Consider the following 13569-nt stretch of genomic DNA (forward strand, 5'->3'; position numbering starts at 1 on the left):
TGCCCGAGTCGAGTCGGGTTAGGACTTGAATTGCCCGACGCCAACAACCGACGAACCGCCGCCGGCTCTGCGCCGATCGCTCTGGCCAGCTCTGCCTTCGACAGACCCTCCGCAAGCCAGGCATCGTCCAGCACATCCATGATCGTGTCCACGGTGGCGATGCGGACGGACTCGCGGACGTACTCCCGCAGGAAGTCTGGATCCTCCAGGTCGTCTGCAAGGTCCTTCCGGAACTGGCTTGCCATCACCGAGAACGCCAGGGCCGCCCCCAGCCTGGAGGGCAGAACGGTCGAGGCCATCGGCGGCGATGCCGAGTGGGTCGTGCTGAGCCGCTCCTTCCTGGCGTGGCTCAGGGAAAAGGTCTGTCCCGGTCAGGATGAGCTGATGTTGCGCCTCATACCGTGACGACCGGACTCGCCGTGGCCGTGCCGTGAAGGCCCGGCGGCTCGCTGGGATCGCCCTATCGAGCTCATCGGCCGGGCTCGCCGTCGCGCTCTTTCCGAGCACCGGCTTCAATGGCCGGGACATAGATGGGTTGGTCTGCGTCGATGGAGTCGATGCCACCCGGGTTACCGCTGAACAGCGCCTTGTTGCGTGGATCGTCGGCGATGTGGGTGTAGAGCCTCGGGTCGCCGTAGACCTTGCGAGCGATGTCCCACAACGAATCGTAGGCGCCATCGTGCCACCTAGTCGTGATGACCGGCTGCTCCGCTCGCACCGGGTCCCAGCCACCGACATATGCGCGCGGCGCGGGCGGTGCCGGCGGTGCGGGCGGTGCGACCGGCGTTACCGGTAGTGGAGGCGTCACTGGCGAATCGGACGGCGTCGTCGGCTGTCCGGCTGGATGGCCGGGTGGCAGGCCGCCCGGCGAACCTCCCGGTGGTCCGGGCAGCGACGTCGTCGCGGGCGGCGTGTAGTGCTGAGCCGGAGCCATATTGATGACGTGATTCGGCGGGAACGGGTAGAACACCCGGTAGCCAGTGGTGTGGCCGACGTCCAAGAAGGAAACCTTGGTATAGCCGTCGAAGTTTTTCACCGTTTGCACCATGGGACCGACCCCTGGCACGCCTTGCGCGGCATTGACGGATCTCGTCCAGGACGCGGGGGCCTGCGGCCTCACCCAGAGACCGGACTCCGTTCGCCGGTAACCGGATGCCGCCGGGTCGTTGACGACTTCAAGTTTTCGCGGGGTGTACACGGTCTTGTTCTGAGACGTGGTACGCCAACCCAATGAATCTGATGGAACCGTGGAGCCGTCTGGCGCTTTCGCCATGCGCGCCGGATCGGCGGCCCGCCATTGCCTGGGATCGACCTGGACCGGGACCAGATCCCCGGTCAGCGGATTGTGCCAGACTCCATACTTCTGCGGTTTGTCCATCGCTCGCGCCGCGACGACCTCGTCGGCCGGAAGGACCTTTCCGATGCCGCCCAGGTAAGGGCCGAGAGTCGCGAGGTCGACGCCGGTGGCTATAAGCGACTGACCCAATGATTTACCGTCCCACCAGTGATTGGTGTAGAACACCGGAGCCCCGATTGTGACCGGAATAACCACTCCGGAGTCCCAGGCCGTGCTGCGCCGCAGACCCAGGAAGCGTTTGGCCGGATCTTGGAGGCTCTTGGACCACTCGGCCTCGGCCGCCGGAACATTGAGGCCGGCCCCAATCATGGATATGGCCACGGCGTCAACGAGGTCGGCCGGGGAGTTTTTGAAAGGATTCACCCCTTCATGGTGGATCCAATTGTCGGAGACCTCCTTGGCCCCGGTGGTGCCCCACAGAACCCCGCCGACGGCCCAACTGGAGGTCCGCGCCTGGCTGACCCCCAGCCTCGCGATCGCCTTCCAGAAGGTAGGCTGACCCGCCACGTCCTTGACGACGAACGGTTTGAACATCGGCCGGGCGAGTCGCAACATCCGCATACAAAGATCGCAGAACCATTTCCAAGCCTGCACGATGCGGCTGCCCGCCTTAAGCACGACGCTGACCACCTCGGCCGCCTGCTGCCGAGCGAGTAGCCCTTCGAAGGCGTTGCACATCGCCAGCACAGAAAGGAGCGTGAGGTAGCCGATGAGGAATTGAATGAGATGCTTCAACGCGTCTCGAGTTTCTTTGGACTGCTTAACGGCCTGGTCCAGAAATCCGGCCACCGCCTCACATCGGTCGACCAGATATTGCTTGTACTCGTCAACGAGATTGTGCCGATTGAACCAGTCCTGAAAGGTACGTGCCGCAGGCCCGTCCCATACATCGTGCCGCACGAGTTTCGCGTATGCCGCGTCGATGGGTGTCCACAGCGTCTCCAGTTGATGCTGCAGACCGGCCGGCGGGTCATTGTTCTTCTTCACGAAGCCGGTAGCCACGCGCATCTGCGTCAGTTTCTCAATGTCCACGGCCGCACTCGTGTGGGCACGCCACAGCATCTCGATGGCGTCCCAGTTTTCGTAGATGAACAGGCCATAGGTGACACCCCCCAAGCCCACGCTACTCAGTTTGGGGGCGCCGATAACCCGAGGGATGCCCATCAGTTACTCCTCACCTGTGGCCACAGGACACAACCACGTCAATGGCCGTCGAGCAGAGTCAGCCAATCGGCATCCCGATATGTCGCGTGACTGGCCACGAAGGCTTCAGACGCGTAACTCAAGGTCTCGCGTAGAGTGGCCAGCGCATGCCGCATTGTGTTATGAAATTCCTCGTATTCCTTGTAAAGCTCGTCGGACGCGCCAGAGACCAGCCCGAAGCAGCCCGGGGTGTCGCTGGCGTCCGCACCCTCATAGGCCTTCTCGGCAGCCGTTACATCAGTCGCCGCGTCCGCGAAGAGCCTGCTGGCTTCGAGGAGCGCATCGCGCCTGACCAGGATAGATTCTGCATCCGAGCCCATCGTTGAAGTATATAACGCAACGATTGGAGGACTCCGCAACTTCTCACAATCATGAGGTTCTGCGACGCCCACTTGAATCCGTCGCCTCCGTGTCCGCCGACTTCGAGCAGGTCATCTCGGCGGAAGGCCTCGAGCGGCTGCTCCGGTCCCTCGTACGGCTACTGGACGAGACCCACCTCATCTCCCACGCAACGCCGAAGACCGGCTCGACGGGCCGGTCAACCACCCTCGCCGAGCGAGCCGGAACTCACCTACCGATGCGCGGCCCGAGCCGTACAAGCGAGGTGTACCGAAGTTCCCAAAGCTCGGACGTCCAGCGTCCGTAGAGATATTTCAGCAAGAGCAGCATTTACTTCGGCAAGGGCCAGTCCGGTCGAGCTCGCAGTGGCTTTTCATATCCGCGCGATGCCATAATGTCTCCCCGACGTCGACGAACGAGCGCTTCGAGAGCTGAAGTTCAACGAGGCGCTGCCCGATCGCCTTGCCGTGGCCACTCTCGCCGCCAGACTCGCCGACCTCCGCAGCGCCTCAACCGCACTATCAGAGCGGGTCAGATTCCTCGCCCATGAGTAGGGCGGTCCACCTTTTGGCTCGGCTGTATTGGTCACAGACCATAGCCAAATCGACAAAATCATGGGACACGGACTCCGTATCCGAAGAGGAGCGAAGCATCCCTGACCTGAACCGGCCGGGCTAGGAGGGCCTGCCATCGCGCTCGACTGCGGCCAGTGGTCCACCGGCACGTGTCTTAGCGAGCCGGGGGCGAGTAGGTCATTAGCTGTCCAGGTCTGTGTTCGGCGTAGGCGACGTTCTCGGCATCTCAGCTGTAGTCTGCTCACTCGTTTGGTAATGCGGCCCGACGGGCTTTCGCTGGTCTTTACTGATCGCGGACATGCCCCCACCCGCACGAGTTCTTCGTGCTGCCTGGGGGAAGTTCGTGACGGCGCTGCGCGTCTCCGCCGAGAATCTGGTCGGCTCACCGATGGAACGACAGCTCGCCGGCATCATTGCCGATCATCTTCGGATGACGACGGGGCGATCCACCTCCGAGTCCGAGAAGAAGTCCTGGCGGCGGAGTCTGCCGGTCCTGGCGCGCGATCTGGTCGAGGCGGGGCTCGGCAAGGTCGAGATGCTCATCGAATACCAGCTCCCTCTCACCAGCATGCGAGCGGATGTCGTGCTGGCCGGGGTTGACGCGCGTACCGGCGGTGATCGGTACGTGGTCGTGGAGCTCAAGCAGTGGAGCCAGGCCGAGCTTTACGAGGACGACGAGTACCTCGTGCTGGTCCCCGGCGTTTACCGTGCGCTCGGGCATCCGCTGCGGCAGGTCGAGAAGTACTGCGAGTACATCGCCGACTTCTCCAGTTCCTTGAGCGAGCATCCCGACGCCGTCCACGGTGTCGCGTACCTCCACAACGCGGAAGACTTCGACGTACGGGACCTCCTCGACCTGGCCACGACCGAACGCACGCGGCTCTTCACCAAGACCCGGCGAGGCGGCTTCCTCGAGTACCTGCGTGGACAGTTCGCCGCCGAGCCCGGCGTCGATGCCGGGGACCGGCTGCTCGACAGCACGCCGCGCCCGTCCAAGCAGTTGCTCAAGCACGCGGCTGCGGAGATCAAGGACCGGGAGCAGTTTACGCTGCTGGCGGAGCAGCAGGTGGCGTACGACCTCGTGCAGCACGCGGTGCGGAAGGCTCGCCAGTCGGACTCCAAAGAGGCGGTCATCGTCACCGGTGGTCCGGGCAGTGGGAAGAGCGTCATCGCGCTTTCCCTGCTGGGCGACCTGGCACGTCACGGGCACACCGTTCTGCACGCGACCGGCTCGCGGTCGTTCACCCAGACGATGCGCCGGCACGTGGGCAAGGGGTCGACCCGGGTCCAGAACATGTTCAAGTACTTCAACAGCTTCATGCAGGCGGAGAAGAACTCGTTCGAGGTACTGATCTGCGACGAGGCGCACCGAATCCGCGAGACGTCCGCGAACCGCTACACACGGGCTTCGCAGCGCACGGGGCGGCCACAGGTGGACGAGTTGCTCGCCGTCGCCCGCGTGCCGGTCTTCCTTCTGGACGAGCACCAGGTCGTGAAGCCCAATGAGATCGGGACGGTCGAGGCCATCAAATCTCAGGCCGCCAGGCTGGGCATCCGGGTCCATCACATCCCGCTGGACGGCCAGTTCCGCTGCGGCGGCAGTCGCAAGTACGAGGATTGGGTGCTCCGCCTTCTCGACATCGAGCCTGGAGGGCCGGAGGAGTGGAGCGGTGACGATCATTTCGAGGTACAGCTCGTCACGTCCCCGCGCGAAATGGAGGAAACGCTGCGGGGCAAGCTCAAGGACGGCTATTCGGCGCGCATTTCGGCCGGTTACTGCTGGCCGTGGAGTGACGCGCAGGACGGCCACCTCGTGGACGACGTCCGCATCGGTGACTGGGCGAAGCCGTGGAACGTCAAGGGCGAGCGGGCCGTCGGCGACGCGCCGCCCAGCGCCCTGTGGGCGACCTTCGACGGTGGCTTCGAGCAGGTCGGCTGCGTCTACACTGCCCAGGGCTTCGAGTACGACTGGTCAGGGGTGATCCTCGGCCCCGACATCGTGGCCCGCGACGGTCGGCTGATCACGGTGCGCGAGGCCAACAAGGACCCCGACTTCAAACGGCGTTCGGTGACCGACCTGCAGTACGCCCGCCACATTCGCAACATCTACAAAGTGCTGCTGACACGCGGGATGGTCGGGACCGTCATCTACGCGGTCGACCCGGAGACCCAGGACTTCATCGCCGGTCTGCTCAAGTCAGACGTGGATGCGGGACGTTCTCAATAGATCTTCACCCAGCTCTTCCGGCGGTGAGTTACGTGTCGACGGCACTGGAGTTTCTTGGAAAAGACTGGAAGCTTGGTACGCTGATCATGTGGAGGACGCACTCGATGCTCTAGAGCACCGCATCGCGCAGCTCCGCCAGGCGGTACGTGAGGCCGTGGCCCAGCGAGAAGCCGGGCGCGCCAAGGAGCTGCGGGCGGAGTTGCGCCGTGCGGAGCGTGCCTGGGACGCCCTGATCAGCCCGCCTGAAGTTGATGAGTCCGAGGACGACGCCGCACCCGACGCCACCGGCCGAGGCCGATCAGTCGCGACGTCGATGCTCCCCGTGCGCGAACAGGTCCACCAGGCGCTCACGCTGCTCGGCGTGCCGGCGGCGCCCAAACTGGTCGGCGCCGTACACGAGGCCTTCTTCACCGGCACACTGCCCACATCAAGGCTCACCAGCCTGCGGCGAGACGAGGAGCGGTCCTACCGGTCCGCTCCCGGCGCCAGGCCGTACTACCTCTGCCCGGCGCTGACCTACGACCATCTCGCGCCCGCCCGTGCGCTGCTGACCGTGAGCACGTGGCCGATGGAGGACCGGGTCGTCGGCCCGCTCAGCCCTCGCGTGCACTTCCTCTCCGCGGCGATCAGCATCGCCGGCGCCGTGACCACCCTGCCCGCCGTCGCCGAGACCGGCGAACACGGCGCGGCAGGGGCGGAGCGGCTGCTACAGCAGTTCGCCGTGAACATCCCGGGAGCGACCACCGCCGCCCCGAGCAAGGACATGCGAGGCGTCGATCCCCACCTCGTACGAGCCGCCGCGAAGGCCGAGCTGGACGTCCACTACGACGCCGATCGCGACACCCGGGTCGCCACGGCCCGGCGCGCTCGAAGACAGATGGACGACGCCGAGCAGCTGTTCGGAACGCGCCTGAAGACCATTCGCGGTGTTGCCCGCCAGGGCTGACCAAAGCCGCGACTTCCCCTCTCAAGGACCGACGTGACCCTAGACGACCGACTCGACACGCTGCGCGGCGACGCGAGGCCGCTCAACTACAGCGCGCGCGCAGTGGCCGCGCTGACCATCAACCCTGGATGCGGGCGCCGCTCCGTCATGGACGCCGCCGGCGTCGACAAGACGAAGATCGCCGCCCAGACGGGGTTCCCGGCCCCCTTCGGGATGTCGACGTTCGCGCTCGCCCGCGGTAACGCGTTCGAGGCTCAGGTCAAGGCGAACGGCTGTGCCGAGCTCCTGCGGCTGCTGCGGGACAAGCTCGCTCTGCCCATCCCCGAGGTCTCCTACATCCCGCTCGATACCGTCGGTGACCTGGTCGACCGCAACGTCCGCTACCTGCGTACCCGTAACGCGCTCCTCGAGGCCGCGCGGAGCAAGGACGACGAGCCGCGCACGCTGTTCGACCACCCGATGTTGCGGCTAAGGGTGGGCGGCCACGACGTCTTCCTGGAACCCGATGTGATCACTTTCCAGATCGGCGGCCAGTTCCACGTCATCGAGATCAAGTCGTTCGCTGTCATCGACGGTCAGGCCGACGGTGACCAGGTCGCCGCCGCCACCAAGCAGGCCACCGTCTACATCCTCGCCCTACGCGAGCTGCTGGCCGAGGCGGGTGTGCCCGCCGAGGCGGTGTCGCATGACGTCATCCTGGTGACGCCGGAGAACTTCTCCTTCCGTGCCACCGCCACGTTGATCGACGCGCGTCAGCAGATCGGCGTCCTGCGCCGCCAGCTGTCCCGGATGACCCGCATCGACACGCTGCTGGACGCGCTGCCGGACGGCGTCACCTTCGACCTCGCGCCGGACGAGCACGGCACCCCCACCCGCCCGAGCGACGAGCTCGCAAAAGCGCTCGGCAGCGTGGACGCCCGCTACCAGCCGAGCTGCCTGGCGAACTGCGAGCTCGCGGGCTTCTGCCGCGACGAGGCACGTACCGCCCAGTCCGTCGACGTGCTCGGGCCGACCGTACGCGACGACCTCGGGGGGCTGGACACGATCGGTACGGCGCTCGACCTGGCCCGCGGCACCCGCACTCCCTCGGCGGACCAGATGGAGGTCACCCGGGCGCTGCGGCACGCCGCCGGCCTCCGGGACGCGCTCCTGGGCGGCGCGGCATGACCCTGCTCACCACGCTGGCCCACCTGCACGCGGCGCAGACCGGGCATGCCGAGCAGCTCAGCACCGTACGGCACCGGCACCTCGTCGACCGGCCGCTGGTCATCGTGCCGTTGAACCTCGCCGGAGAGGCCGCCGCCCCGCTCGCCGCGATGGTCGGCACCGACCGGCGTGAGCCGACGCTGCTGACCGTGCCACAGCCGCGCAACCGCGACCTGCGCTTCGGCTTCTTCGCCGATCTGGCGCGGATCGTCATGGCGTACATCGACGCGTGCCAGGCGCGTACCGAGGTCCTGCCCGCGACCAGGAACCGCGAGGAGCAGGACATCTTCACCGATGCCCCGCAGACACTCGTGCCCAACCGGGTGGCCCTGTCCTATCTCGGACTCCTGGGCCGGTCGACCCGGTTCCGGCGTACCGACGGGCCCAACCCGGTCGACGCCTCGGTCCCGCTGCTCGGACAGTGGCTGACCTTCCTGACCGAACGCGCCGAGTACCCCGACTCGGCCATGCTTCTCCCCCTCACCGACCTGCTGGGGGCGCAGTGGGCCACCGGGCAGAGCGCTCTGGAGGACGCCAACCTCGCGGCGCTGCTCGGCTGGATCGATCCGCCCGCCGGGATGAGCGGACTGCGGGCGGCGAAGGTCGCCGAGGACCCGCTGCAATGTCCGCCCGCGGGGCCGGCCACCGATCCGGGGTTCGACGGAGCGATCCTCAACCCGGCCATCGAGAGGTACGAACTGGCCGTGGGCGGCGGCAAGCCGAGCGCCGTCGAACGAGCCGTCGCCGCGTTGTCGCGCGAACTGGAGACTCAGCTGAGGCCGACCTGGGACCTGATGTGGCGCGGTATCGGCCTGCTGCGTGCCATCCGCGAGGCGCCTAGCGCGGAGATCCGGTGGCGTGCCGACCGGCAGGTGTTCACCGCGTTCAGCGCCCATGTCGCCGAGGGTGGGCGCCCGCAGCCGAGCCGCGACCGTGCGATCACCGCGGCCGCCCGCCTGCACCGGCTGGAGCGAGCACAGGCCGCGTACGACGCACAGCGCGCGCTGGAGGACCCCTTCGTCATGGCCGAGCTCCGTACCGGCGGCGAGGCCTTCGGGGGTACGGTCGTGGACCGCGAACCGACGCGGACCGCGGCCAGCGACAAGGGCCGTCCCCTGCTGAGGCCCCGGTTCACCGTCCGTACGAACGACCCGATGCGCATCGAGCCGGGAAGTCCGGTCGTACGCCCGGAACGCCCGAAGGACAAGGTACGGATCTGCGGCGTCACCCAGGACGACGACGCCTGGCTGGTCGCCCTCGAGGTGACCAGCGGGATGGGGACGCCCGGCAAACCCCGGACCGAGGCCGTGCCCTTGTGCGGGGACGAGGTCGTCTACACCCACGACCCCGGCTGGTCGAGCCCGCGTGAGTTCCCACCGGTCGAGGAGACGCCGTGGACGCACGGCGGGCCGCCGGCCGACGAGTCCCGCGACGACGTCGAGGAGTGAATGGTGAGCATCCAGTACGTCGCCGATCCGGTGGCCGCGGCCGAGGACACCGTCCGTACGATCCTCGCCGACATGGCTGACATGGCGGCAAGCGGCCGGCGCGGCCTCGTCGTCGACTCTCCGCCGGGCGCGGGAAAGACCACGCTCGTGGTGAGGGCCGCGATCACGCTGGTCGAAGGCGGCGAACGCTGCATGATCGTGGCGCAGACCAACAACCAGATCGACGACCTCGTCCTGCGGCTCGCCGCCGAGCATCCGACGCTGCGCATCGGCCGCCTGTCGGCCACCGAGTACACCGCACCGGAACGCCTGCTGGCCCTGCCCAACATCACGATCGGGAGGCGGGCCGACGACCTGGGGCACGCCGACGTCGTACTGGCCACCGCGGCCAAGTGGGCCACCGTCAAGGAGCACCGCTGGGCCTGGGCGATCGTGGACGAGGCGTACCAGATGCGCTCGGACATGCTGCTGCTCATCGCCGGGCGCTTCGACCGCGCCCTGTTCGTCGGTGATCCCGGGCAACTGGACCCGTTCTCCATCGTCGACACCTCGCGCTGGATCGGCCTGCCGTACGACCCGATGCAGAGCGCGGTGGCGGTCGTGCTCACCCAGAACCCCGAGCTCGCCCCGCCACATCGCCTCCCGGTCTCCTGGCGGCTTTCCTCCTCGGCTGCGCCGATCGTCTCCGCCGCGTTCTATCCCTTCGCCGGCTTCAGCGCGGCCACCACGGACGGCACGCGCCGTCTGGAGTTCACCGCGGCCGGGTTCGGAAGCGCGGTCGACGAGACCCTTACCATGGCCGCCCGTACGGGCTGGGCCCTGCATGAGTTGCCCGCGCGCCATACCCTGCGCACCGACGCGGAGGCCGCCGACGCCGCGGCGCAGATCGCCGCGCGCCTCCTCGCCCTGGGAGCGGTCGGCGTCTGTGAACGTCACCCCGGAGGCCGAGACATCGGACCCGAGCGCATCGCGATCGGCGTCGCCCATCGCGACCAGGCCGACCAGATCCGCCGCGCGCTCGCGCGCGTCGGTGCGGCGCAGATCACCGTGGACACCGCCAACCGGCTACAGGGCCGGGAGTTCGAGGTGACCATCATGGTCCATCCTCTTTCGGGACGCCGCGACGCCACGGCGTTCCACCTCGAAGCCGGCCGCCTGTGCGTGCTCGCCTCTCGCCACCGGCAGGCCTGCATCGTGGTCGCCCGCGCCGGCATCGCCGACCTCCTCGACGCCCATCCCTCGACGGAGCCCGTCCATCTGAACGTGCCGGCAAAGTTCCCCGACGGGTGGGAGGCCAACCAGGCGATGCTGGCCCACCTCGCCGATCACCGCGTACGGGCTCTTTGACCCGCGAAATCCGTCCCATGGCCGTGTCCCGGCGCAGTCGAACTGGTGGAAAGAAACTGATCTTCCGCCTGGTGAGCCCGTCTAAGTGATCTTGGCCGTATGTACGCCGGCCTCGTTCGCTAGGCTCCCGGCATGCGGATCCTCGAAGGTGCGGGGGCGTGGACGCCGCTCGCCGGGGCGGCCAACGACTGGGCGGAGCAGCTGCGGACGCCGGACCTGTCGGTGGGAACGTACTGCATCCCGGCCGGCGGGCTCGACGATCAGAGCCCTCACACCGAGGACGAGATCTACGTGGTCACCACGGGACGGGGCAGGATCGTCACGCCGGACGGTACGGCCGACGTAGGCCCGGGTTCGGTGATCTTTGTGCCGGCGGGTGAGGAGCACCGGTTCGAGGTGACCGAGGACCTGGCGCTACTGGTGGTGTTCGGACCTGCGTACGGCTCTCGCGCGCAGGGCTAGTGAACGGTGCTGCAAGCATCGGCTCCAAATCACCGGACGTGCCACGTCAGGGACAGATCCTCCTCTGGAGATGGGTATCGGTAGCCGAACCCGCCGCCATCTCCTCGATCGACACGCAACCACGAGCACTCCGGGGTCGTCATTGCTCCGAGCGAACCACCGGGCGGGCGTCCACGCCGAGCCGGCTGGAGAACGCTGGAAAGGACTGGACTCGGTACGCGGTCAGGACCAGGGCGACGTCCCTGACCTGCGTTCGCGGTCAGGGAGAGACCGCGTCCAGCAGCTCACCGGCCGCTCGCGCCCAGGGGCGCGCCGCGGCCATCACAAGGCGCGCGCTCTCGGCGGTGGCGAACGCCGCCGCGCGGTCCCGCATGACACTGGAGATGAGATTGCCCCAGCGGCGAGCGTTCTCGCCGTCGTCCCGGGTCACGGGTACGACCATACGGGCGGCGATCTCGCGGGGCAGCTCGTCGTCCAGCAGCTTGCCGAGCCCGCTCCGGTCGCTGACGAGCACCGGGGTGCCCGCGACGATCGCCTCCAGGCCGACGAGGCCGAAGCCTTCGGCCCGCGAGGGCATGAGCACCAGGCTCGAACGGGCCAGGTCGTCCGTGATGCGGTCGAACTCGGAGGAGTAGGGGTAGATCGTCACGTTGACCGGCGTGTTGCCGAGCCAGCCGAGAAGGGACTCCCGGAGCGGCCCGGACCCATTCGGCGGCGCACCGCGTACGAGGAGGTCCCACTCCGTGCCGGGCGACATCAGTCCGATCGCGTCGGCGATGCCTTTCGCGGCGATGTCCAGCCCCTTCACCTGCCGGTCCTCCATACGCCCCAGCATGAGGATCTGCGGCCGGCCGCCGGGCGGACCGGACCGGTCGGCCGGTACGGGGCCGTCGAAACCGGGGTCCAGCCGCAGGAGCAGGGGCGGGCGGCGTGACCGCGGCTCGCGCTCCAGCCACTCGAAAAGGCGCGGCCCGACGGCCACCAGGCCAGCGGCACCCAACGCCAGCTCCAGTTCGAGGCGGCTGCGTTCCTCCGCGCGCATCCCGGCATCGTCGTTCCGGTCGAGCTTGTGCCACTCAACCTCGTCGGCGTGCATGTGCACGAAGTGCAGCCGCGGCGTCCCCGGATAGAAGTCCTCGGCGATGGCCTTGGCGACGTCTCCGGTCACCCGGCCGTGCCCGACCACGACGTCGGGCGTGGTTCTGCCGGGGAGGGAGGGCCTGCGCAACAGGCGTTCCCGTTCCGAAAGGCCGGGGGCCGCCGAGGCCTCCACCAGCCGCACCCCGGCCGCGTCCGCGTCGTCGCGCTCGGGAGTCGATGACCGGGGGACGAGGCAGGACACGTCAGCGCCGGCTCTGACCAGCGCCATGCAGAGATAGCGGTTGAACGCGCTCAGCCCGCCTCGCGCGGGGAACCACTCGTCCGCGACGCAGAGGAAGTGGAGCCGCGGCCGCTCGTCACGGGGCACCCGCACCTGCACCGTCGCGCTCGGGAGCTCGGCGCGTCCCGTCTCGGTCATCTTGCGGGCTTTCTCGTACTGGATTTCGGTGAAGTGGATGTCGTGCACCAGCTGACGATCGAACCACCTGGCCAGGTCCCGATCAGCGCCGAACGGCCCGAGATCGTCCGCGCCTGCGCCGAGGTCGGCGAGCGCGGACTCGGCGTTCTCCCATGTGGCGTGCACGGCCTGCCGCATCGCCTGCAACCGGGCGGTCGTTACCGCACTGTTCCGCAGCGCGGTCGCCGGGGACGCGGCATTCCCGGACACGTCGGCGCGCGTACGAACGTCCCGCTGGTACCGGATCTTCGCGACGTGCAGGAGGTAGCGGGCGAGCGGCGGCATGTCGGCGTGACCGGGTACGGCCCAGGCGCACCGGCCCAGCTCGTCCTGCGCGCCCGGCGGGGCGAGGACCACAAGCCGCCGTTCGCGGCCGTCGTCTCGGGGCCGGGCGTCCCACAAGGCCAGGCCGCCGGAGACCGTGACGCCGTGATGCCACCACTGGCCGACTTCTTCGGTAGCGCCCAGCAGTTCCGCCGCGTCACGACCGAGTTCGGGACCGGCCGCTCCAGTCGTAGTCCCGAGGTAGAGCCGGGCGACGCCGAGCAGCGCGGCGCCGTCGAGGACGGTGTCCAGCTTCGCGTCGAGGCCGGTCCAGGTCGCCGTCGGCCCGTCCGTCAGCAGGACGGACAGGACGAGGATGTCGCCGGTTCGCCGCAGGATCACCTCGACACGACGATCGGCATCCTGGCACGCCGCCACGGGGACGTAGCCGCCCAGCCTGCCGCTCGGGAGGGTGGTGGGGATCCGCGCCGGCAATCCGGTCCGCGCGACCTCCTCGGTGGTGGACAGGTGACTACCGCAACCGTCCCAGAGGGCGCGTACGGCCGCTTCGGCGGAAGCCTGCGTGGGACCGCTCAGCAGGGCGAAGGCGTGAGCCACCAGCTCCTGGTCGGTCACG

At 68.1% G+C, this 13569-nt stretch carries 10 protein-coding genes; 7 read left to right on the forward strand and 3 right to left on the reverse strand.

What is annotated here, in order from left to right:
* Positions 1-153 precede the first annotated feature (153 nt).
* Complete coding sequence (locus tag FB559_RS39160) at positions 154-405, forward strand: hypothetical protein (RefSeq protein ID WP_141962652.1); 252 nt, start codon at positions 154-156, stop codon at positions 403-405.
* Between the two features lie 64 nt (positions 406-469).
* Here the strand turns inward: FB559_RS39160 and FB559_RS39165 are convergent, their stop codons facing one another.
* Positions 470-2521, reverse strand: coding sequence for a hypothetical protein (locus FB559_RS39165; protein ID WP_141962653.1), 2052 nt, complete (start codon positions 2519-2521; stop codon positions 470-472).
* 38 nt (positions 2522-2559) lie between these two features.
* Positions 2560-2880: a hypothetical protein gene (locus tag FB559_RS39170; RefSeq protein ID WP_141962654.1), complete on the reverse strand. Its 321-nt coding sequence runs from the start codon at positions 2878-2880 to the stop codon at positions 2560-2562.
* A gap of 1024 nt (positions 2881-3904) precedes the next feature.
* Between FB559_RS39170 and FB559_RS39175 the strand changes: the two genes are divergently transcribed.
* From FB559_RS39175 to FB559_RS39200, 6 genes are all read left to right on the forward strand, one after another.
* Complete coding sequence (locus FB559_RS39175; RefSeq protein WP_246122804.1) at positions 3905-5701, forward strand: DUF2075 domain-containing protein; 1797 nt, start codon at positions 3905-3907, stop codon at positions 5699-5701.
* 88 nt (positions 5702-5789) lie between these two features.
* Positions 5790-6647, forward strand: coding sequence for a hypothetical protein (locus FB559_RS39180; protein WP_141962655.1), 858 nt, complete (start codon positions 5790-5792; stop codon positions 6645-6647).
* A gap of 33 nt (positions 6648-6680) precedes the next feature.
* The gene (locus FB559_RS39185; protein WP_141962656.1) at positions 6681-7814 is read left to right on the forward strand and encodes a hypothetical protein; all 1134 of its coding nucleotides are present in this window, start codon (positions 6681-6683) and stop codon (positions 7812-7814) included.
* On the forward strand, positions 7811-9301 hold the full coding sequence (locus tag FB559_RS39190) for a hypothetical protein (protein WP_141962657.1): 1491 nt from the start codon (positions 7811-7813) through the stop codon (positions 9299-9301). Before FB559_RS39185 ends, FB559_RS39190 begins: the two co-directional genes overlap by 4 nt.
* 3 nt (positions 9302-9304) lie before the next feature.
* On the forward strand, positions 9305-10648 hold the full coding sequence (locus FB559_RS39195) for an AAA domain-containing protein (protein ID WP_425455127.1): 1344 nt from the start codon (positions 9305-9307) through the stop codon (positions 10646-10648).
* Between the two features lie 132 nt (positions 10649-10780).
* Positions 10781-11110, forward strand: coding sequence for a cupin domain-containing protein (locus FB559_RS39200; protein WP_141962658.1), 330 nt, complete (start codon positions 10781-10783; stop codon positions 11108-11110).
* A gap of 259 nt (positions 11111-11369) precedes the next feature.
* Here the strand turns inward: FB559_RS39200 and FB559_RS39205 are convergent, their stop codons facing one another.
* The gene (locus FB559_RS39205; protein WP_141962659.1) at positions 11370-13568 is read right to left on the reverse strand and encodes a CATRA conflict system CASPASE/TPR repeat-associated protein; all 2199 of its coding nucleotides are present in this window, start codon (positions 13566-13568) and stop codon (positions 11370-11372) included.
* Position 13569 lies beyond the last annotated feature (1 nt).

Source organism: Actinoallomurus bryophytorum (genome assembly GCF_006716425.1).
GTDB classification, from domain to species: Bacteria; Actinomycetota; Actinomycetes; order Streptosporangiales; family Streptosporangiaceae; genus Actinoallomurus; species Actinoallomurus bryophytorum.